Raw genomic sequence first — 21,491 nt, 5'->3', positions numbered from 1 at the left:
TTCGCTGTTTCGACAGGAACGTGCCGATGCACCCTCCTGCCAGTCCACCTTCAACCCGCTGGCCTACGCACTGATACGCTGTAATTCTCTGCGCAAACGGCGCACTACCCGCTTTAAAAAGTAGATAACACGGCTCTGACCCGACGGGCTTGCAAGTGTCCCGCCTACCGAAGCCGGCGCTGGGGCAGCAGCATGATGGGCAGCCATCAGGAAATGCCCGAACCCGGTTTGTCCGGTTATGCGGTAGAAATCAAACACCGAGAACATGTACTCATCGCGCAGCACACGCTCGAACTCCGGGTCCGCACACCGTTTGATAAACAAGGACAAGGCCGCGGCTTTGCCCGATGCTTGAACGAATGCGCTGTCCAACAGCAGAAAGAACTTCTCGGCTTCCAGTCTGGCCGGGGTCAGCGACACACCTTTGAGGCGAAAGTATTCAGAAAACCCGTCGATAAAGACGTGATCCGGCAGCGACTCGAAGAAGGAGGCAAATATCTCGACCAGTTCGGTCAAGTTTCGCGCCGAGTTTTCCGGCGACACTGCACTGGTATTGTTGCCATCGCGAAGATGCGCAACCAGGTTCTCCTGGATCACATGAATCGGGAACTGTTTAACCAGCCGAATCCACATATCGAAGTCCGGCAGCTGCCTTAACCCAGGGTTGTAATAGCCGAGGGTCTCGAACACTTCCTTGCGCGCCAGCATGCTTGGGTGGCAAATACAGTTGCCCTTCAAGAAGAAGTGCTTGAGCCACTCACCCTGCGTGCGGTTAGGCTGCCTGAAGACATCGTTCCAGATCGCCTCAGGGCCGGAAATCTCCTGCCCCGTGCCGTCCACCAGGTCGGCCCAGGTAAAGCACGCGCCCAACTCAGGCTGAGCGTCCAGGATCGCAACCTGCTTGCTGAGCTTGGACGGGTACCAGGCATCATCGGAATTGAGCAGCGCTACATACCGACCGCGTGCCTGCTGGATCAGGAACACCAGGTTCCCCACAGGCCCGAGGTTTCGTTCCTGCCGGAACGTGCGAATACGCGGATCCGTGAAGCTGGAAATCACTTCCCAGCTATTGTCCGGCGAGCAATCATCGGAGATCAGCAATTCAAAGTTCGAAAAGCTCTGGCCCAGGACACTGTCGATGGCCTTGCTGATATGTTTTGCGTGGTTATAAGACGGCACCACAACGCTGACCAATGGCATCTCGTCAGCGCCCGGTACTGCATCCACTTGCTTAAGAGACATGGCGAGCCTTCCAAAGGCGATACACTTTTTTGAGCGGTTCAGGGCAGTACTTGCGCAGCGTACCCAATCTGCCACGGGGGGCCGACGCTACCGGTAAGGAAGCCACTTGCTGCACACCCTCGTTCGCCGGCACGACGTTTTGCATGCCCAGCGGCAACGGGTCGACACTCACCGACGAAATCACCGGATTGCGAATGACCTCACGCAGTATTTCGATGCGCGGGGCAAGCTGTGCGTCATAGCTGTAAAGCGCACGGACACGGTCGATGCCCGCCTCGCCGACCGCTTTCAAGGCGGCAGGATCGGCATGGTACTTCTCAACCAGCCCAACGATATCCCACAGGTCGTACTTGATCAGTACGATATCTTCGCCGTCGGTGAACCGCCCCTTGGCGGAGTTGAACTCGTCAAAGGCGAAAATCGCGGTACCGCGCAGCGCAGCTTCAGTGCAGCTGGCCGTTGGGAAACCATCGAAAGAGCCGGGGAAGATTTTGCCGCTGATGTTCGGCGACATGATGATGTCCATGTCCTGGAAGAAGCCATCAAACTCATCCGGGTTCAGCGAGCCATGGAACTTGATCCGGTCACTGAACAAGCTGACGTCGATGACCGTCTTGTTAAACGGGCCGACCACGTGGAAGAAGATGTTGTCATAGCGCTGGCACAGAATACTCGCCGTGTTGATAAAGACGTCGTAACCCTTGTCTTCACCGTAGGTCGTGTATTTATGCGCCATGAAGCAGATGTCCAGACGCTCCTTGCCGAACCCCCAACGGTTTTTCTCCAGGCGCGGTCGCTCGCCGACGGGTTCAGGCATCACCACGCCGAAAATCATCTCGATCTTGTCAGCCGGGCACAGGTGCTTTTCAGTGATGTAGTTATAAATCACTTGCTGGGTAACGATGACTTTCTGGAAGCAAGGCGAATCAAAGATGCGCTTGAGCTTCTTGTCACATTCGATGCTGTTCAGGGCAAAACCGGCGCCCGGATACAGGGTGAAGACGAACGGAATATTCAGCGCTTCAGCATGCGGCAACAACGAAAAAGCGTTGGAGATGAAGTTGGCGTACAGCACCTTGCCGATGGTCAATGGGAACGACTCATCCGCGACCATGACCCGATTGCCCAGCTCCGGGTAGCTGTGCTGGTAATCGCGAACCACGCTGTTGATCGACGCGTTTTCAAGCACGTGCAAGGTAGCGCCGGTGGTCAGTACCAGCGAACGCTTGAACGCCTTCAAGTAGGCGGTGAACTCGACATGGCGGAAACCGCTACGACGCGAGGGGAACACATCATCGACAACAATCAAGTCAAGCTTTTCAAAGCTGTCGGAGTAGTTGCCGTTTACCCACGCATACAGCTTCCAGTTGTACTTCTGGTAGCCTTCGTTGTAGTTGAAGTCGATAAAGGCGTTGTATTCATCGATCAGGCCGAGCAGCGCAGTGGCCTTGTCCAGTTCTTTACGCGCACTCCACTCGCCACCGATATGCTGACGGTAAACCGACAGCGGCTGCTTGAGGTGCGCAATACTGCCAAACTGCGCGCAGTACGTATTGAAGAACCAATCCACTGTATAAATATCAAATATTTCTGCAGGGATAACGTCCAGAATCGGGCCGCGATAGAAGCACGCGGTAAAGTTGCCGATGACATTGTTTTCGGCCAGTTCCAGGCCGCTGATCGTGTCACTCGCCAGCTGCTTGTGTTCCGAAAAAATCTCGCGCGAAGAGCCATCAGACACACACAGCTCGATCGAGTTGAACGACATGACCGATTCCGGGTGCTTCGCCAGGAAATCAATATGCTGTTGAATACGCGTGTCTGAGGTCCAGAAATCGTCGCCTTCACAGAACGTCAGGTAGTCACAGCCCTTGGCCAGGTTCACCGAGGTCGCCAGGTTCGCTACAACGCCAACGTTCTTGGTGTTGGCATGGAACTCAATGGAGATACGGTCGTTTTGCTGGTTCTCGATGGTGGAACGAACCACCTGGGCAGTGTTATCCGGCGACACATCGTCAATCACGATAATGCGCATACGGAACGCGCCTTTCTGGCGCAGTACCGAGTTGATGCACTCTGCAATGTAAGCTTCATGCTTGTAAGTCAGGACCACCACGGTCACCAACGGCAGGTGCTCAGGGCCTTTGGCAATCAAGCAGCTTTTCTGAAAATGCAGCTTTCTGAGAAACAGATCAACTTGATAGCGCGCACTGCGAACGGAACGCTCACCTTCCTGTTTCGCGAAGATCGAAAAACCGGGCGTGGTCAGAATCGGCTCAAATGCCTGCTGCAGGCTGTTCAGCACTTCAGGCGCGGCGCCTTTGGACTCAACACAGACAAGCCCTCTGCCCGACAGCAGTTCGAAGAGCTTGGCCACCGAGGCGTCAGCCTGCTGCACGAGGACGGCATCCAGCAACAGCAGGTCGATTTTTTTGCCGCGAAGTGAATACTGCTTGGCAATGAACCGGGCCGACACCGCAGCGTCGGCCCCTTTCAACACGAGTGGCTGCTCGAGACCGAACTCCTGCATGAGAAAATTCAGCAAACCGAGCTTATCCTCGTCGCTGAAATAATCACGTTTAAAGACTTCAGTACCACTCACGTTCGTGTCCCCGCCTGCGTATTCACTAGTATTGACAGCCATTTCAAATGTCCCTATTTATACAAAACTGCCGGTCACGACAGGTCTTGTTTTACCAGCCGGCAGATCATGTCCACCTCTTCCAAAGAAAGGGTGTGATACAGCGGCAAGCAAAGAATTCTGCGAGAAATATCTTCTGCGACGCTGGCGCTCTGCCCGTGTACATACGGCAGTTTTGTCAGCGACGGGTAGAAGTAACGACGCGGGTAAATGCTGTTCAGGTTGAGAAATTCAACCAGTTTCAAGAGCACCGCTTCGCTTTGAAACACCACCGGGAAATACGCGTGGTTATATTCAGTCTTCGGCAGGATCTTCTGGAAAGTGACAGGCAGCCCTTCCAGGTTTTGCACATAACGCTCACACAGTTGGCGGCGCACCTTCAAGATATCGGGGACATGCTTGATGTTGCACAGGCCCATCGCCGCATGAAACTCGGAGTTCTTGCCGTTGATACCCACATCGCCGAAATCAGTCGCCGAGGAGTGGCCGAAGTTTCGCATCATGGCCATGCGCTTGGAGACGTCTGCGTGCGGGCTGATGACGGCACCGCCTTCCACTGTATGGAAGAGCTTGGTGGAGTGGAAACTGCACGTCGACACGTCACCGTAGGCCAGCAAGGATTTGCCTTTGTGCTGTGTACCAAAAGCGTGCGCCGCATCGTAGATCACTTTCAAGTTATGCTTTTTGGCAATAACCGCAATCGCTTCGACGTCACACGGGTTACCAAACACATGCGTGGCAAGGATCGCTGTGGTCTTTTCGGTAATGGCCTGTTCGATCAGGGTCACGTCGATGTTCAGCGTGTCCCGGCAGATATCGACCATGACCGGCTCGCAATGCTCCCAGACAATGCTGGAAGTGGTCGCAACATAACTGAACGGCGTAGTGATGATTTCGCCTTGAAGTTCAAGCGCACGGATTGCAATCTGCAGCGCGACGGTGCCATTGCTCAAAAACAGCAGATTATCAACCGACAGGCATTCTTTGAGCTTGATTTCCAGCTCGTTCAGCAAAGGGCCGTTGTTCGTTAACCACTCGCGAGACCATATGCCTGCCAGATAGCTCTGATAGTCGGCGTACGGCGGCATAAAGGGTTTGGTGACTGTAATATTCATGAAGTTCTCAAGCGAAAATTAATAACATCTCATTTAGAGAGACGTTTTCTTAGGATTCCATACCACGAACTCTCAAATTCATTAAGACGGCCTTCCAAATCCTCGATCAATAGTTTTTGATCGGTGATTTCCTGAACGAGTTGGGAATTCGTATTAGCACTGACAACAGCATCGAACATCAGTTGTTCGATTTTTTCCGCCTGTTGCGTGCTCGTTGAATTCAACGCGTCAACAGAAGCAGTCAGTTGTTGAATCAAACGCTCTCGGGTAGCGAGGTGTTTTTCCGCAACTTCAGACTGTTGTCTCTGTTCGGCCAGCGATTGTTCAAGCACATTGATGCGCTCGCCACGATCTGCACTGTCTTTTTTCAAAGCCTCATTGGCTTCGCCTGCCTGCTCAAGCAAGCGTTCACGTGCCTGCAACGCTTGCTCAAGTATCACCCGCTGCTCTGCATGAGCAGCCAGGGCCTGCTCAACCTGCAGTACCTGATGTGTACGGTTATCAATTTCTTGCTTCAAACCGTCGATCGTCTGCCTAAGCTCGCTCAGCTCGTGTTCCTGAGCCTCCCGGCTGTGCTGCATAGCTTCTACTTGCTCAGCCTGGGCGGCAAGTGTTTGCTGCAGTGTCTCGTTCAATTCAGCGCCGGTTGCATACTCCTGCTCCAGCGAGTGGAATTTTTCACCCAACTCGTCTATCAAGTTGCCGCGGGCTTGCCACTCATCTTTGATAAACGCCGCGTGCTCGGTGTGGCCGGCGAGCGTCCTTTCCAAGGCGTAAATCGTCTCCAGACGCTCGGCATTGTCCTGTTCCAGGCGATGAATGGTACTGCCCAGATGCTCCAGCAACTCACCGCGAGCAGCCCAGTCCTTCTCGACCAGGCTGGCATTGCCGATATGCTGAGCGTAATCAGCCACCGTTTGCTCAAGCTTTTGAATATGCTGGGACTTTTCCTGATTGTCCTGCTCCAGCGCATTGAGGCTGTACTCACGCAGGTGGAAGTTCTCCGGCCCCTCTTCATCTGGACCACCGACCGGGTAACCGTAACGAGACAACCAATGGGCGATCTCTGGCGGCAGGCTCTTGTCAAAAGCACTGTCATTTTTGCGCCAGGCTTCAACGTTGTCCGAAAACACGGTTTTGGTCTTTTGTTTACGCCATGCCGAATAGGCCTGGGACGATACTTGCCCCATATCGAACTTGCAGAACTGGTCGTAATCAATGAACCCCTGAGGGTCCAGCATCGTCGGGTCAAAGTCGACGCCGAGGAATGTGCAAATTCTTTTCAGCTCTGCTGTCGTATCCGACACCAGGCTTTCATATTTAACTTCGAGGTAATTCGAAGGTTTCACGAAGAATTGCGCATCCAACGCGATTTTCTTGATTTCCCGCTGCCACCTTGAAAGGTTCAAACGCGCCGAGCGGTGCCACCAGGTAGTCCGCGAAAACGACAGTGCGACATCACGCCCATCACGGACAACATGAATGAACTTTGCAGTGGGAAACAAACTTGTGACTAAATCCAGGCGTTGCCCGTACCACGGCGTCTGCTCGATAAGCCAGCGTTTACCGTGGCTTCGAGCGACGGCCGCGTAAAAGGCGGTGACAAACTCGCGCAGTGAGCGCTTGGGTGTCGTGCCTTGACGGCAGAAGCCGGGGTAGTCAAAAAACTGATCAAGGTTATGCGGGCAGCCGCGCTCAATGATCGAGATCAATTGATCGCTGCCGAGCCCCTGCTTCTTGGCGAGCAGGTACTCTTCATACAGCCGGTTGCCGTTGCCGGAGTATTCGAACAGCAACTGGATTTCCGGCGGCACGCACAGCGCCGGGTTGCTGTTCAGCATCTGGGCCAGCCAGGTGGTGCCGCAGCGCCCGGTGCCGATGATAAAGGCCTGTTTGATTTTCTCGCTCACTGCAGTTCCTCAAGCCTCAACTCTGCGAACTGATGGACTTGGGACCACACCCGGGCCTTCTCCCAACGCGCAACGCGGAAGACCACGGCATCATTGATCAAGTCAATGAACTCTGCCGATTCGTTATCCACAATCGGCGAAGAAATGTTGATCCGCAACGAGTAATAGCCTTCCTGCAAAGGCATCGTGAACACATATTCAGCGACGTATTTGCTGCCCGGCTTGGTCAGCAGGTAAGGCTGATCAACATGCTGGAACCCACAGCCGGTAATGTTGTTTTTCTTTTCGTCAAAGACACTGACATTCAAGGTAATGGATTTCTCGGCGTAAGCCTCGAAATTTACCCTGATCTTGACCTGCTGGTTGAAATCCAGAAAGGTCGTGGGCTCATCGTCCATATCCAGCAATTCGACAGCGCGGGCCTTGACCTCGCCCGTACCGTAGCGGAACTGAGCGACGCGTGCTTCGAACGCGTGGTCGATCTGGAAGGCCTTCTGCTCAACCATTGGCAGCCCTAGCGGCGGCTCAACCGCCTGGGCCCCCTCAGTCCCCTCAGTCGATTCAGCAAACGACTTGGACACGCGCGCAAACTTGCGGTGTTCCGCGTTCATTTCCTCGCGCATCGAGCGAACATACAACTCGGTCACATCGGCCGATGGCCCCACGGCAACCACTTTACCGCCGTCCAGGTACACGCAGCGCGAACACAGGCTTTTAACCGTGCCCACATCGTGGCTCACAAACAGAATGGTGGCCCCACGCTCTTTGATCTGCGTCAGCGCGGTCATGCACTTGGCCTGGAAATTCATATCACCGACGGAAAGCGCTTCGTCGACAATCATGATTTCAGGGTCAGACATGATGTTGCAGGCAAAGGCCAGCCGCACGAACATGCCGCTGGAGTAGGTTTTTACCGGCTGTTCAAGGAACGCACCAATGTCGGCAAAGGCCGCAATTTCATCAAAACGGTCTTCGATTTCCTGACGGCTAAGCCCCAGGATCGCGCCGTTCATATAGACGTTTTCGCGCCCGGTGAACTCCGGGTTGAACCCGGAGCCGAGCTCCAGCAAGGCTGCGATGCGGCCATTGGTCTGAATGGATCCCGCCGTCTGGCTGAGCGTTCCGCAAATCACCTGCAACAGCGTGGACTTACCACTGCCGTTGCGGCCGATGATGCCTACCGTCTCGCCCTTTTTGATCTCGAAAGACACGTCCCGCAACGACCAGAACTCGTTGAAATACTGCTTTCTCTGCAGACCGAAAGCCCCTTGAAGACGGGGGTAGAGCGACTGCTTCAAACGGTCATGGGGCTTAGCGTAAATCTGATAGCACTTGCTAAGATTTTGTACGGTGATCGCGTTATCAGAGGACATCTGCAAACCCTTTGCGAGTTTTCTGGAACCAAGCAAAACCCAGCCAAGCAATAAAGAGGGAGCTGACAAAGTAAATGGCAAGGAACTGCAGATCAGGCACCACACCCCAGAACAGCACGTCGCGCCCGCCTTCTACCACGGAGGTCAGAGGGTTGAGCAGCAGCAGGATCTGAAACCGCTCTGGCAGCGCACTTGCCGGATAAAAGATCGGTGACAGAAACATGGTCACGGTGGTCAGGATGGCGACGAACTGCGTGACATCGCGCAGATAGACCCCCAAAGAGGCCAGGAACCAGGTCAGACCCATGATCAGAAACAGCAACGGCAGCACGACGATTGGCAGCAACAGCACGGTCAAATGCGGCACACCGAACAGGAACACATAGGCCGTCAGCCACACCAGCACACTCACGGCGGCATGGAACAGTGCGCAGCCCAACGACACCCAGGGCAGCACCTCAAGCGGAAACACCACTTTCTTGACGTAGTTGACGTTCGCCAGAATGAGCGCCGGGCCTTTGTTGATGCATTCGGCAAAAATATTGAAGACGATCAAACCCACAAACAGGACCATGCCGAATTCCGACATCGAAGTACTGCCCGAGCTCCAGCGGGCCTTGAAGACCACGCTGAAGACAAAGGTGTAGACCGCCAACATCAGGATTGGCGTGATGAACGACCAGAGCACGCCCATGATCGAACCCCGATAGCGCCCTAACACATCGCGCTGAATCAGGGTCCGGATCAATTGACGGTTGCGCCAGAGGCTCCCCACCATCTCCCGGGGAGACACAGAAAAATTCTGCATCAGTCAAACACCTCGGCAGCCGAGAGCAACTGCCCTTTGGTGTCTTTTTCCGAAAGTGTCGGGGTGCCGTCGATCGGCCACTCGATTGCCAAGCTCGGATCATCCCAAGCAATGCAACGCTCATGAGTCGGAGCGTAGTAATCCGTGCTCTTGTAAAGCAGCTCCGCAGACTCGCTCAGCACCACAAACCCGTGGGCAAAACCTTCCGGAATCCATAGCTGGCGTTTGTTTTCGGCGCTCAGCACTTCACCCACCCACTGCCCGAACGTCGGGGAGCCTTTGCGGATATCGACAGCCACATCAAAGATCTCGCCCGACACCAACACGCACCAACTTACCTTGCGGCTGACGGACTTGGTAATGAAGACCACGCAATACGTTTCTCACAGAGCGAGAGTGATTATCTTGAACAAACTTGACCGAGCGGCCGATGGCGCTCTCAAACTGCTCTTGATTGAAACTCTCAAAAAAGAACCCACGCTCGTCGCCGAACACTCTGGGCTCGATTAGAACGACGTCTGATATCGCTAGCTCTGTGTGCTTCATTAATAAATCTTCTCGGTCAGCAGACGTTTCAGGTATTGGCCATAACCATTTTTGAGCAACGGTGCGGCCAGGCGCTCCAGTTGCTCGGCATCGATCCAGTTCTGACGGAAGGCGATCTCTTCAGGGCAGGCTACTTTCAGGCCCTGACGGTGCTCCAGGGTGGCAATGAAGCTGCTGGCTTCGAGCAGGGAATCGTGAGTGCCGGTGTCCAGCCACGCGTAACCGCGACCCATGATCTCGACCGACAGCTTGCCGCGCTCCATGTAGATGCGGTTCAGGTCGGTGATTTCCAGCTCGCCACGCGGCGACGGCTTGATGCTCTTGGCAATCTCGACCACGTCGCGGTCATAGAAGTACAGGCCGGTTACCGCGTAGTTCGACTTGGGCTTGAGCGGCTTCTCTTCCAGGCTGATGGCCTTGCCCTGGGCATCGAACTCGACAACGCCGTAACGCTCCGGGTCGTTGACGTGGTAGGCAAATACGCTGGCACCCTCTTCGCGCGTCATGGCACTGGAAAGCAATTGGTTGAAGTGGTGGCCGTGGTAAATGTTGTCACCCAGCACCAGCGCCGACAGGTCGTTGCCGATAAAGTCTTCGCCGATGATGAACGCCTGCGCCAGGCCATCCGGGGAGGCCTGCACCGCGTAGGAAATATTCAAGCCCCAGTTGCTGCCGTCACCCAGCAGTTGCTCGAAGCGCGGGGTGTCCTGCGGCGTGGAGATGATCAGGATGTCGCGAATCCCCGCCAGCATCAGCGTGGTCAGCGGATAGTAGATCATCGGCTTGTCGTAGACCGGCAGCAATTGCTTGGAAATCGCCAGGGTCGCAGGATGCAGACGGGTGCCTGAACCGCCGGCCAAAATAATGCCTTTACGTTTTTGCATGTTTATTTCTCTAGAATTTCTACGAGCATCCGTGCCACGCCGTCCTGCCATTGAGGCAAGCGCAGTGAGAAGGCATTCTGCAGTTTTTGAGTGTTGAGTCGGGAATTGCCAGGGCGCTGGGCGGGCGTGGGGTACGCGGCGGTGGTGATCGCGCCCACATTGGCCGGTTCGACCTTGAGCTGCACGCCGGCCGCTTGCGCCTGTTCCAGCACGAAACGGGCATATCGGTGCCAGGTGGTCTCGCCCGCTGCTGCCAGGTGATAAATCCCGCTCAGTTGCGGGTTCGAACCCAGGGTGCGGATCGCGTGGGCGGTGATGTCGGCCAGCAGGTCGGCGCCGGTGGGCGTGCCAAACTGGTCGTCAATCACGTTCAGGCTGTCGCGCTCGCGGGCCAGGCGCAGCATGGTCTTGGCGAAGTTGTTACCGCGCGCGGCATAGACCCAGCTGGTACGGAAGATCAGGTGCGCACAGCCGCTGGCCTGGATGGCCTGCTCGCCTTGCAGCTTGGTCGAACCGTACACGCTCAGCGGGCCGACCGGGTCGCTTTCCAGCCACGGCGTGTCGCCGGTGCCGGCGAACACGTAGTCGGTGGAATAGTGCACCAGCAACGCATTCAGCTTCAGCGCTTCGGCGGCCAGCACTGCCGGGGCTTCTGCGTTCACACGCAGGGCCTGGGCAGGCTCGCTTTCGGCCTTGTCGACGGCAGTGTAGGCGGCGGCATTGACGATCACGTCAGGCGCAAAGCGCTGCACGGTGGCGGCCAGGCCTTGCAGGTCGTTGAGGTCGCCGCAGTAGTCCTGGCTTTTGGAGTCGAGCGCCAGCACTTGGCCCAAAGGGGCCAAGCTGCGTTGGAGTTCCCATCCCACTTGGCCATTTTTGCCAAGCAGAAGGATCTTCATGCCGTACGCTCGGCGTAGTTCTTTTCAACCCACTCGCGGTACGAGCCGGATTGGATATTGCTGACCCAACCCTGGTTATCCAAGTACCACTCGACGGTCTTACGAATACCGGTTTCGAAGGTCTCAGCCGGCTTCCAGCCCAACTCACGCTCCAGTTTGCGCGCGTCGATGGCATAGCGGCGGTCATGGCCCGGGCGATCGGTCACGTAAGCGATCTGATCGCTGTAAGGCTTACCGTCCGCTTGAGGGCGCAGTTCGTCGAGCAATGCACACACCGTGTGAACGATATCCAGGTTCGGCTTCTCGTTCCAGCCACCGACGTTGTAGACCTCGCCCACAGTACCGGCTTCCAGTACACGACGGATGGCGCTGCAGTGGTCTTTTACGTACAGCCAGTCACGAATTTGCTGACCATCGCCGTACACCGGCAGCGCTTTGCCCGCCAGCGCGTTGACGATCATCAGCGGAATCAGTTTTTCCGGGAAATGGTAAGGACCATAGTTATTCGAGCAGTTGGTCGTCAGCACCGGCAGACCATAGGTATGGTGATAGGCGCGGACCAAATGGTCGCTCGCGGCCTTGCTCGCCGAGTAAGGGCTGTTAGGCTCGTACTGGTGAGTTTCGGTGAACGCAGGGTCGTCCTTGGCCAGGGAGCCGTAGACTTCGTCAGTCGACACGTGCAGGAAACGGAAAGACTGCTGCGCTTCGCTTTCCAGGCCTTTCCAGTAGGCACGTACCGCTTCCAGCAGACGGAAAGTACCGACGACGTTAGTCTCGATAAAGTCTTCCGGGCCATGGATAGAACGGTCGACGTGCGACTCGGCAGCGAAGTTCAAGATCGCGCGCGGCTGGTGCTCTGCGAGCAAGCGCTGGACCAGTTGGGTATCGGCGATATCGCCCTGTACGAACACATGGCGCTTGTCACCCTCGATCGAGCTGAGGTTCTCCAGATTGCCGGCATACGTCAGCTTATCCAGGTTAATGACCGGCTCATCTGTCTGAGCTACCCAGTCCAATACAAAGTTTGCACCGATAAAGCCCGCACCGCCGGTTACTAAGATAGTCATTGAGTCAGATCTTTTTCAGTAGTGTTGCAAAAATTAGCCCGAGGTTCCCCATGAACGTCTGCCGATATAAACCGGCAGACCAGAACCCCAGCACTCGTCTAAATAACGTTTGACTGCGTGCACCTTTAAAGCGCGCAAGCGTCGTTCGATGTTCTTCACAAAGACGATGCTCCATGGCTTCGAGGGCACGAATGTTCTGTTCGTTCCACTCGTAAAAACGTCCTTGAAAGATCATCCGCAGCCGAACCAGGCGTGCTGCCCAGCTGGAGTTGCTGCCAATCAGATTTTCATCATGCTGGCGGTACTGCATTCTAGGCTCGGGATCGTAGTGAACGATACCTCCCGCGCCCGTAACGAGTTGATACGCCCACCAATCATGAGAGGGGACGACGACATCCGCACCCGCCTCCATGATCAGCTTGCGAGCGGCCTGATTGAACACCATGGTATTGCCGCCCGCAATGCTCTGAACGAGTGCGTTCGAGAAGTGCGGAGGCAAGGAAAACCGCGGTGAAAAACCCAGTGCAACGCCCGAGTCACTGACCAGCTGCGTGCGGCCACAGTAAAGGGCCGGCACATCCGAAGGCTGGCTCTGCAGCCACTCAACGGCCACCTGCAGTTTATCTTCGTTCCAGATATCGTCCTGATCACACCAGGCAAAATAATCGGCCTGGATGTCGGCGCGACACGTCAACGAAAGAAAATTGGCAACAAAGCCCTTTTGCGGGCCACGCACCACGCTTAAGCGGTCGCTGCCCCAGCGATTGCAGTACTGCTGAAAGATCGCCGAGGAGCCATCTTTGGAGCCGTCATCCGAAATGACTAACGTCCAGCCACGGTAGCTCTGCCGCTCAATGGAGTCGAGCTGATCCGCAAGGAACGCCTCCCCATTGTACGAGCACATCAAAACCGCAACATTTGCCAGGCAAACGTCGTTCGGCAGAGCATTGGAAAGGCTACGCGATGTGAAAATAGACACGATATCCCTTTGAGATGTACTACATATCCTGCAGGGAGGTAGGATATTGGCCGCAATAAGGTCGGAATTATTACAGTATTGGACTGTAAGAGCAATCTTACTTGTGACCGACGGTCAAGCATGCTGAACCTGCCACAGCGCTCTAAGATGGGGCCTTGCACCGCCAGCCCGCCACTTGCATTTTTGCCGTGCCAACCGACGGTTTCAGGCCGGCTGCGGACAACGCTGATACGCCCAAGTTCCAACGCCGCCAACTAGCCCGACGAACGACTGCGCACCACTGCGTCCGGCAGCGCGCACCGCCCAACTCACTGCGCAGTCATCAGCGCGAAAGGTATAGTTCATATTCAGTTATGATGCGTCGACAACTTCGAGTATGCGTACCAACTGATCTATATCAACGAACGCTCAATAGCGGCAGTTACGTGCTGGATGACGTACCGGAACCACTTCATTATTGCGCTCATAACAACCCTTCGGTCGACGCTACACAACTCAAAAGAGTATTAGAACTACTTTGTCAAATAAAATATGAGCCGCGTTGAAACTGGAGCTGGAATGATTACCAAGACCCTCGCGATTATCGGCGCAGGCTTCTGCGGTTCGACGCTGGCTGTGCATTTGCTGCGCCACCCGCCGGTCACACCGCTGAAAATCCTGCTGATCAGCCGGCCAGGCAGCATGGCTCGGGGTATCGCCTACAGCACGCAGGCCCGCGCGCACGTGCTTAACGTGCCGGCAGGCAGGATGAATGCACTGGCCGGTGAAGACGATAGCTTTTATGACTACGTAAAACGCACCCACCCCAACGCCACTCCCGCACTCTTTGCCGAGCGACGCCTTTACGGTGATTACTTGCAGGCATTGCTGCAACAGGCGTCCGACAACGCGGCGCCAGGTTGTGAAGTGCAGGAGGTTATTGGGGAAGTGGTCAAGATAATCCCTGAGCCAAATACTCAGGGTGGCCTGCTGTTGATGGATAACGGCGAACATTTTCGCGCCGACGCCATCGTTTTGAGCATTGGCAGCTGTGCACGCCAGGCGCCTTCCATTGCTCCCGAATATCGACCGTTCTACGAAAGCCCAGGCTATGTACACGACCCATGGCAGCCTGGCGCACTCGATCGTATCGGCACAAACGACCCGGTCTTCCTGATCGGTAGCGGGCTGACGATGCTGGATGTGGTACTCGACCTGCGCGACCGTGGGCACACCGGTTCTATTCAAGCCGTGTCACGCCGTGGCCTGCTGCCACAGCCCCACCGCGAACTGAACGCGCACCCCGACTACGACGAAGGGCTGGCAAAGCACATGCTCAGCGATTGCAGGGTGCGTCACTATGTACGCGCAGTGCGTGATGCGATTCGCCAGCATGCGCAAGCGGGCGGAGACTGGCGAGATATCATCGGCGGGCTGAGATCTGCCACCCGGCAACTGTGGCACGCCTTGCCACTTAATGAACGCCTGCGTTTCCTGCGACATGTACGCCCCTACTGGGATGCCCATCGCCATCGTTGCGCCCCACAGCCGGGGGCACGCATGCAGGAGGAACTGGCCAGTGGCAAACTCAAGCTGATGGCCGGTCGCATCGTCGGCTACACCTCGAACCCCGGCAGCGTGAGCGTTTGCGTACGCCGTCGTGGTACCCGCGTCGAAGAACAGCTGGAAGTCAAAGCCGTGATCAATTGCACGACGCCAGCACTGGACCTGCGTCAATTGGACGACCCGTTGCTCAAGTCCCTGCGGGCTGATGGCCTGCTGGTGCCTGACGCGCTCGGCACCGGTATGGCTATCGCACCGTCCGGCGCGCTGCTTGATTGCCATGCAGCACCGTCAGACTGGCTGTATTACGTCGGCCCCTTCCTCCAGGCGCGCGACTGGGAGGCCACCGCTGTCCCGGAATTGCGCGAGTACGTGAAGCAGATGGCACAGACGTTGGCCACGCCCCTCAGCCGAGCATGAATCGCACGCTGACGGGGCTCGTTTTGGCGAGCCCCGTCAGCGCCGACTCAATGGTCAGTGCCCGGCTCAGCTTCGGCGAAACACAAACCCCAACCCGACAATGATCAACCCCATCCCCAGCACGCTCAACAGCGCAAGCCGATTGCCGAAGATCAGGTAGTCCATCACTGCCGTCACGGCCGGTACCAGGTAAAACAGGCTGGTGACATTCACCAGATTGCCACGCGCGATCAGTCGATACAGCAGCAGCGTCGCCAGCACGGACACCACCAGACCCATCCACAGCACTGGCAGATAAAAGCTGGCGCTTTGCTCAAAGTGGAACGGCTGGAACGGCACAAACACCGCGCACAGCAGCAGCCCTGCCACGTACTGCACCGGCAGCGTGCCCAAGGGGTTGTCGGTGATACGTTTTTGCATGATCGAACCGAGCGTCATGCTGGCCAGCGCCAGCAAGCCGAACAGCATCCCGGCCAGGGACATACCCGACAGCCCGATGCCCTGATAGACCACCATGATCAACCCCGCCAACCCCAGCCCCAGGCCGAACAACCGGCTGAGCGAGCGCTGACGCTCCATCAGCACCACCGTGAGGATCGGCTGCACGCCCATGATGGTGGCCATCATCCCTGGCGTGACTTTGAGGTCCAGCGCCAGCAGGTAGAAAATCTGATACGCCCCCAACAACACCAGGCCGGTCGCCGCCGCGTACAGCATGGGTTTGCCGGGGCGCGGCAGTTTCAGCTTGAGGATCGGCACCAGGATCACCAAGCCCGCCAGGGCGATGGCAAAACGGATCAATAAGAAGGCAAAGGGTGAAGCATGGGCCAGGCCCCACTTGGAGAAAATCGCCCCGCTGCTCCACAGCAGGACAAACAGACTCGTCGAGGCCGCCGCGGCCACGGATTGTTTCGAAAAAACAGACATAGTTACCACCTGTCATCAGGCAAAAAAAGCCGATTCAGCAGACGCTGAGATTCAATGGTTTTTTTTCAGGCGGGCAGACGGGAACAGCGATTCGCTGAGCAGCCCGAAATGCCAACACCCGGCGGTGATACGACTGCGTACACCGGCGTGCTACTGACAGGTGGGGGATAGTGACTGATCTGCGCAGGCTGCTTGCTCCCACACGGCGCGACCACAGCGTTGACCGCTGAATCGACTACCGCTATGCGCTGGGAAGCTGGCATGTGCTGATCTTTTTGAAGGGATAAAGACGCAGGAACTATAACCAGCCGCCAACCGTTTTTGCAATCACTTCACCCAAGCGTTTTGCGTGGCAGAGTTTTCATGCCGGCAACGAAAGTCGCTCGTTATAATGCTGGCCGGTTTTTCTTCAAGGATTTCACATGTTTGCTCTGCCCTGGCTGTACCTCGTGCTGCTTTCCATTGGCTATGTACTGGCCTTGACCTACGGGCAACTGGGCATGCTGGCGGCGGTCTCTGTGGTCATGCTGCTGATCGCGGGTTACGCCGTGCGCCAGCAACGTAACCCGTGGGCGCGTTACCTCGGGCACGGCTTGTTTATCGTACTGGCACTGGGCCTGGCGATGCATTGGTTGCCAGGCTTCTATAACGGCCGTGGCATCGCACCTCAACGCTTTACGCCTGATTCGGTGCCCTTCTCGATGTACCTCAACCAGGACAAACCGTTGATCGGCTTCTGGCTGTTGCTGGCCTGCCCCTGGATCGTGGCACGCAGGTCATTGCGCCTGTCGATCTGCGTCACGGCGTTGGCCTTGACCTTGACGGCAGTCGCGGCGTTGGGCGGCGCAATGTTGCTGGGGATGATCAGTTGGGCGCCCAAATGGCCGGAACAGGCGTGGCTGTGGGTGTTGAACAACCTGCTGCTGGTGACCCTGGTTGAAGAGGCGTTGTTTCGTGGCTACATCCAGGGCGGCCTGAGCGAGCGCTTCAAACACCTGCCTTACGGCGAGAATGTGGCACTGCTGCTGGCCTCGCTGTTATTCGGTTTGGTGCACCTGGGCGCGGGTTGGCATTGGGTATTGCTGGCCAGCATCGCCGGGGTCGGTTATGGCCTGGCTTATCGCTTTGGCGGGTTGGGCGCGGCAATCGCCACGCACTTCGGGCTGAACCTGCTTCACTTCGGGCTGTTTACCTACCCGATGCTGGCCGGCTGATTATTGCAAAAATAAGTTAAATAAAAGCCCGCAAGCGCCGATAACCCCTGAAAGCCTTGCGGATTGAACAACCATGCGTAATAACCAACCCGTTACCCAGCGCGAACGTACCTTCCCCGCTCAGCAACGGTTGATCTCCACCACGGATGCCAAAGGGGTCATTACCTACTGCAACGACGCCTTTGTCGAAATCAGTGGGTTCACCCGCGACGAACTGGTCCGAGCACCGCACAACCTCGTGCGTCACCCGGATGTTCCGGCGGCTGTGTTCGCGCACATGTGGTCCACGCTCAAACAAGGCTTGCCATGGATGGGCATCGTCAAGAACCGCTGCAAGACCGGCGATCACTACTGGGTTAACGCCTATGTGACACCGGTCTTCGATGGCAACCAGGTGATCGGCTACGAATCGGTGCGCATCAAGCCCACCGCCGAGCAGATCCGCCGGGCCGAAGCGCTCTATCAACGCATCAACCAGGGCAAGTCGGCCGTTCCGCAGCGCGACAAGTGGCTGCCGGTGTTGCAGGACTGGCTGCCGTTTATCCTGGTCAGCCAGTTGAGCTTCATGATCGGTGCATCGCTCAACTCCCACTGGGGCTTTGCCCTGGCGGCGGGCCTGTCGGTGCCACTGGGTCTGTTGGGGCTGAGCTGGCAACAGCGCGGCCTGAAGCGTTTGCTGCGTTTGGCCGAACAGACCACCTCCGACCCGCTGATCGCGCAGATGTACACCGACAGCCGGGGCGCGCAGGCGCGACTGGAGATGTCGATTCTCAGCCAGGAAGCGCGTCTGAAGACCTGTCTGACCCGTTTGCAAGACACGGCCGAGCACCTCAACGACCAAGCGGCGCGGTCCAACACCCTGGCGCATAACAGCTCCAGTGGCCTGGAACGCCAACGCGTGGAAACCGAGCAGGTGGCCACGGCGGTCAACCAGATGGCAGCGACCACTCAGGAAGTCGCCAGCCATGTACAGCGCACGGCGGACGCCACCCAGGAAGCCAATCGCCTGACCGGTCGCGGCCGCGACATCGCCGGGGAAACCCGCGAGGCGATCCAGCGCCTGTCGGTGGCCGTGGGCGAGACGGGTGTGACCGTCACCCAACTGGCCAAGGACAGCGATGAAATCGGCGGCGTGGTCGATGTGATCAAAGGCATTGCCGACCAGACCAACCTGCTGGCACTGAACGCGGCCATTGAAGCGGCGCGCGCCGGTGAGATGGGCCGAGGTTTTGCGGTGGTGGCTGACGAAGTTCGCCAACTGGCGCAGCGCACCGCCGAGTCCACCGGGCAGATCCATACGCTGATCGCCAAGCTGCAACACACCGCAGCGGCGGCCGTACAAACCATGGACGCCGGGCATCGCCAGGCTGAAGAAGGTGTGGCGCGGGTGATGGAGGCGGATCAGGCGCTGGTGGGCATCAGTGAGGCGGTGGCCAATATCACCGACATGACCACGCAGATTGCCGCCGCGACCGAAGAGCAAAGCGCAGTGGCCGAAGAGATCAGCCGTAACATCAGCACGATTGCGCTGTTGGCGGACCAGACCTCGGAGCAGGCGATGAACTCGGCGCAGTTGAGTGAAGAGCTGACGCATACAGCCACTACCCAGTATTCGCTGGTAGAGCGTTTTAACCGGTAAATCGCTATCGCAGGCAAGCCAGCTCCCACATTTGAAGGTATTCACAATTCAAAATGTGGGAGCTGGCTTGCCTGCGATGGGGCCCTAACAGGCGCCCAAAAACTCAGCCACTTTCACCGCAGCCGCCTCCAAATGCTGCTCATGACTAAAGCCCGAAGCCTTTAACGGCTTCAAATCATGATCCCCCGCCACCAGCCACATCACGTCGATGCTCGGCGATAACACATACCCCTCCACCGCCGCCCGATTACCCAGCGCATCGCGCTCGCCCTGCACAATCAACGTCGGCACCTTCAACCCGGCCAGATGTTCGACCCGAGGTTTTTCCGGCTTGCCCACCGCATAAAACGGATAACCCAAACACACCAGCCCGTCAGCCCCCAGCTCATCGGCCAACAAACTGGCCATGCGCCCACCCATGGACTTGCCGCCAACCGCCAGCTTCCCAGCGACATGACGTCGCACCTCGGCATACACCTCACGCCAGCATTCGAGCAGTTTCGGCGCCGGGTTCGGCGGGCGTTTACCGCCGTCCACGCGGCGTTGAGCCATGTACGGGAACTCGAAGCGCAACACGTTCACACCATGCCCGGCAAGGCGTGCAGCCATGTCGTTCATGAAGGACGAGTCCATCGGTGCACCGGCGCCGTGGGCAAGGATCAGCGTCACAGGGTTGCGTGCGATAGCCACGGTCGCGGCATCCCACAACCAGCCTCGCTCGCGCACACACTGCGCCCATTGATCCCCGTCAATACTGGCCTTGTGCTCTTTGCCCATGCTTGCCTCGCTTTTTAGTCTGCCTATAACTCCAGCCCAAGTGCCGCATTTGCTTGGGTTGAACCGTGGATGGGGAACCATGAACACTACTTTAAGTACCGCCTACAACTACAAGGTGGTCCGCCAATTCGCCATTATGACGGTGGTGTGGGGCATCGTCGGCATGGGGCTCGGGGTTTTTCTCGCCGCCCAATTGGTTTGGCCTGCACTCAATTTCGATTTGCCCTGGACCAGCTTCGGAAGACTGCGTCCATTGCATACAAACGCAGTCATTTTCGCCTTTGGTGGCTGCGCGCTGTTCGCCAGCTCGTTCTACTCGGTGCAGCGTACCTGCCAGACGCAGCTGTTCGCGCCAAAAATCGCCGCGTTCTGCTTCTGGGGCTGGCAGTTGGTCATCCTCCTGGCCGCGATCAGCTTGCCGCTGGGTTACACCAGCTCCAAGGAATACGCCGAGCTGGAATGGCCGATCGACATCCTCATCACCATTGTCTGGGTGGCCTACGCCATCGTGTTCTTCGGCACGGTGATGAAGCGCAACACCAAGCACATCTACGTGGGCAACTGGTTCTTCGGTGCGTTCATCATCACCGTGGCCATCCTGCATATCGTCAACAACCTGGAAATCCCGGTCAGCCTGACCAAGTCCTACTCCCTCTACGGCGGTGCGACGGATGCCATGGTGCAATGGTGGTATGGGCATAACGCGGTAGGCTTTTTCCTCACCGCAGGCTTCCTGGGGATGATGTATTACTTCGTGCCCAAGCAGGCCGAACGTCCGGTGTATTCCTATCGTTTGTCCATCGTGCACTTCTGGGCGCTGATCACCCTGTACATCTGGGCCGGCCCCCACCACTTGCACTACACCGCGTTGCCGGACTGGGCACAGTCGCTGGGCATGGTGATGTCGCTGGTACTGCTGGCACCCAGCTGGGGCGGCATGATCAACGGCATGATGACCCTCTCGGGCGCCTGGCATAAGTTGCGCAGCGACCCGATTCTGCGCTTCCTCGTGGTCTCCCTGGCCTTCTACGGCATGTCGACCTTCGAAGGGCCGATGATGGCCATCAAGACGGTCAACGCCCTCTCCCACTACACCGACTGGACCATCGGCCACGTACACGCCGGCGCCCTCGGCTGGGTGGCGATGATTTCCATCGGCGCGCTGTACCACATGATCCCGAAAATCTTCGGCCGCGAGCAGATGTACAGCCTTGGCCTGATCAACGCGCACTTCTGGCTGGCCACCATCGGCACCGTGCTCTACATCGCTTCGATGTGGGTCAACGGCATTGCCCAGGGCCTGATGTGGCGTGCGGTCAACGAAGACGGCACCTTGACCTACTCCTTCGTCGAAACCCTGGTGGCCAGCCACCCTGGCTTCATCGTGCGGTTGGTGGGCGGTGCGATCTTCCTCAGCGGCATGTTGCTGATGGCTTACAACACCTGGCGCACCGTGCGCTCGGCGCAACCTGCCGAAGTCACCGCTGCGGCGCAGATGGCCTGAGGAG

16 protein-coding genes and 1 pseudogene are annotated in these 21,491 nt (G+C 57.2%); 4 read left to right on the top strand and 13 right to left on the bottom strand.

The window, feature by feature from the left end; translation table 11 throughout:
• Positions 1-63 precede the first annotated feature (63 nt).
• From QF043_RS06720 to QF043_RS06670, 11 genes and pseudogenes are all read right to left on the bottom strand, one after another.
• Positions 64-1,242, bottom strand: a complete 1,179-nt coding sequence (locus tag QF043_RS06720) for a glycosyltransferase (protein ID WP_307417920.1) — start codon at positions 1,240-1,242, stop codon at positions 64-66.
• The gene (locus tag QF043_RS06715) at positions 1,232-3,886 is read right to left on the bottom strand and encodes a glycosyltransferase (RefSeq protein ID WP_307417919.1); all 2,655 of its coding nucleotides are present in this window, start codon (positions 3,884-3,886) and stop codon (positions 1,232-1,234) included. Before QF043_RS06715 ends, QF043_RS06720 begins: the two co-directional genes overlap by 11 nt.
• Positions 3,887-3,918: 32 nt before the next feature.
• Positions 3,919-4,998 carry a DegT/DnrJ/EryC1/StrS aminotransferase family protein gene (locus QF043_RS06710; protein WP_058422497.1) on the bottom strand — a complete coding sequence of 360 codons (1,080 nt, stop codon included), beginning with the start codon at positions 4,996-4,998 and terminating at the stop codon, positions 3,919-3,921.
• Positions 4,999-5,027: 29 nt separating this feature from the next.
• Positions 5,028-6,908, bottom strand: a complete 1,881-nt coding sequence (locus tag QF043_RS06705) for a sulfotransferase (protein WP_307417918.1) — start codon at positions 6,906-6,908, stop codon at positions 5,028-5,030.
• On the bottom strand, positions 6,905-8,281 hold the full coding sequence (locus tag QF043_RS06700; protein WP_307417917.1) for an ABC transporter ATP-binding protein: 1,377 nt from the start codon (positions 8,279-8,281) through the stop codon (positions 6,905-6,907). Before QF043_RS06700 ends, QF043_RS06705 begins: the two co-directional genes overlap by 4 nt.
• Positions 8,271-9,089, bottom strand: coding sequence for an ABC transporter permease (locus QF043_RS06695; protein WP_058422494.1), 819 nt, complete (start codon positions 9,087-9,089; stop codon positions 8,271-8,273). Before QF043_RS06695 ends, QF043_RS06700 begins: the two co-directional genes overlap by 11 nt.
• Positions 9,089-9,635 (bottom strand): annotated as a pseudogene (rfbC, locus tag QF043_RS06690) (dTDP-4-dehydrorhamnose 3,5-epimerase). The gene QF043_RS06695 and the pseudogene rfbC overlap by 1 nt, the downstream one beginning before the upstream one ends.
• Entirely contained in the window at positions 9,635-10,519 is an 885-nt protein-coding gene (gene rfbA / locus QF043_RS06685) for a glucose-1-phosphate thymidylyltransferase RfbA (protein WP_305454834.1), read from the bottom strand. The pseudogene rfbC and the gene rfbA overlap by 1 nt, the downstream one beginning before the upstream one ends.
• A gap of 2 nt (positions 10,520-10,521) precedes the next feature.
• The gene (gene rfbD, locus QF043_RS06680; RefSeq protein WP_305454836.1) at positions 10,522-11,418 is read right to left on the bottom strand and encodes a dTDP-4-dehydrorhamnose reductase; all 897 of its coding nucleotides are present in this window, start codon (positions 11,416-11,418) and stop codon (positions 10,522-10,524) included.
• Positions 11,415-12,485: a dTDP-glucose 4,6-dehydratase gene (gene rfbB, locus QF043_RS06675; RefSeq protein ID WP_307417915.1), complete on the bottom strand. Its 1,071-nt coding sequence runs from the start codon at positions 12,483-12,485 to the stop codon at positions 11,415-11,417. Before rfbB ends, rfbD begins: the two co-directional genes overlap by 4 nt.
• A 4-nt stretch (positions 12,486-12,489) precedes the next feature.
• Positions 12,490-13,464 (bottom strand): glycosyltransferase family 2 protein, encoded by a 975-nt coding sequence (locus QF043_RS06670; protein WP_307417914.1) that lies wholly within the window; start codon positions 13,462-13,464, stop codon positions 12,490-12,492.
• A 558-nt stretch (positions 13,465-14,022) separates the two neighbouring features.
• Between QF043_RS06670 and QF043_RS06665 the strand changes: the two genes are divergently transcribed.
• On the top strand, positions 14,023-15,426 hold the full coding sequence (locus tag QF043_RS06665) for an FAD/NAD(P)-binding protein (RefSeq protein ID WP_307417912.1): 1,404 nt from the start codon (positions 14,023-14,025) through the stop codon (positions 15,424-15,426).
• A gap of 66 nt (positions 15,427-15,492) precedes the next feature.
• Here the strand turns inward: QF043_RS06665 and QF043_RS06660 are convergent, their stop codons facing one another.
• Positions 15,493-16,353 carry a DMT family transporter gene (locus QF043_RS06660; protein WP_305454844.1) on the bottom strand — a complete coding sequence of 287 codons (861 nt, stop codon included), beginning with the start codon at positions 16,351-16,353 and terminating at the stop codon, positions 15,493-15,495.
• Between the two features lie 422 nt (positions 16,354-16,775).
• Between QF043_RS06660 and QF043_RS06655 the strand changes: the two genes are divergently transcribed.
• Together QF043_RS06655 and QF043_RS06650 are read left to right on the top strand one after the other, a co-directional pair.
• On the top strand, positions 16,776-17,567 hold the full coding sequence (locus tag QF043_RS06655; protein ID WP_307417910.1) for a CPBP family intramembrane glutamic endopeptidase: 792 nt from the start codon (positions 16,776-16,778) through the stop codon (positions 17,565-17,567).
• 73 nt (positions 17,568-17,640) lie between these two features.
• Positions 17,641-19,206, top strand: coding sequence for a PAS domain-containing methyl-accepting chemotaxis protein (locus QF043_RS06650; RefSeq protein ID WP_307417909.1), 1,566 nt, complete (start codon positions 17,641-17,643; stop codon positions 19,204-19,206).
• A gap of 84 nt (positions 19,207-19,290) precedes the next feature.
• Here QF043_RS06650 and QF043_RS06645 read toward each other — a convergent pair whose 3' ends face one another.
• Complete coding sequence (locus QF043_RS06645) at positions 19,291-19,983, bottom strand: alpha/beta family hydrolase (protein WP_307417908.1); 693 nt, start codon at positions 19,981-19,983, stop codon at positions 19,291-19,293.
• A 79-nt stretch (positions 19,984-20,062) separates the two neighbouring features.
• On the opposite strand from QF043_RS06645, the gene ccoN reads away from it, so the two are divergent.
• On the top strand, positions 20,063-21,487 hold the full coding sequence (gene ccoN, locus QF043_RS06640) for a cytochrome-c oxidase, cbb3-type subunit I (RefSeq protein ID WP_056861517.1): 1,425 nt from the start codon (positions 20,063-20,065) through the stop codon (positions 21,485-21,487).
• The last annotated feature ends 4 nt before the right edge of the window (positions 21,488-21,491 follow it).

The organism is Pseudomonas sp. W3I7 (assembly GCF_030816095.1).
In the GTDB taxonomy this organism is placed as follows: domain Bacteria; phylum Pseudomonadota; class Gammaproteobacteria; order Pseudomonadales; family Pseudomonadaceae; genus Aquipseudomonas; species Aquipseudomonas salomonii.
The sequence above is the reverse complement of the archived record's forward strand: the minus strand, read 5'-3'. Positions and strand labels throughout refer to the sequence as shown.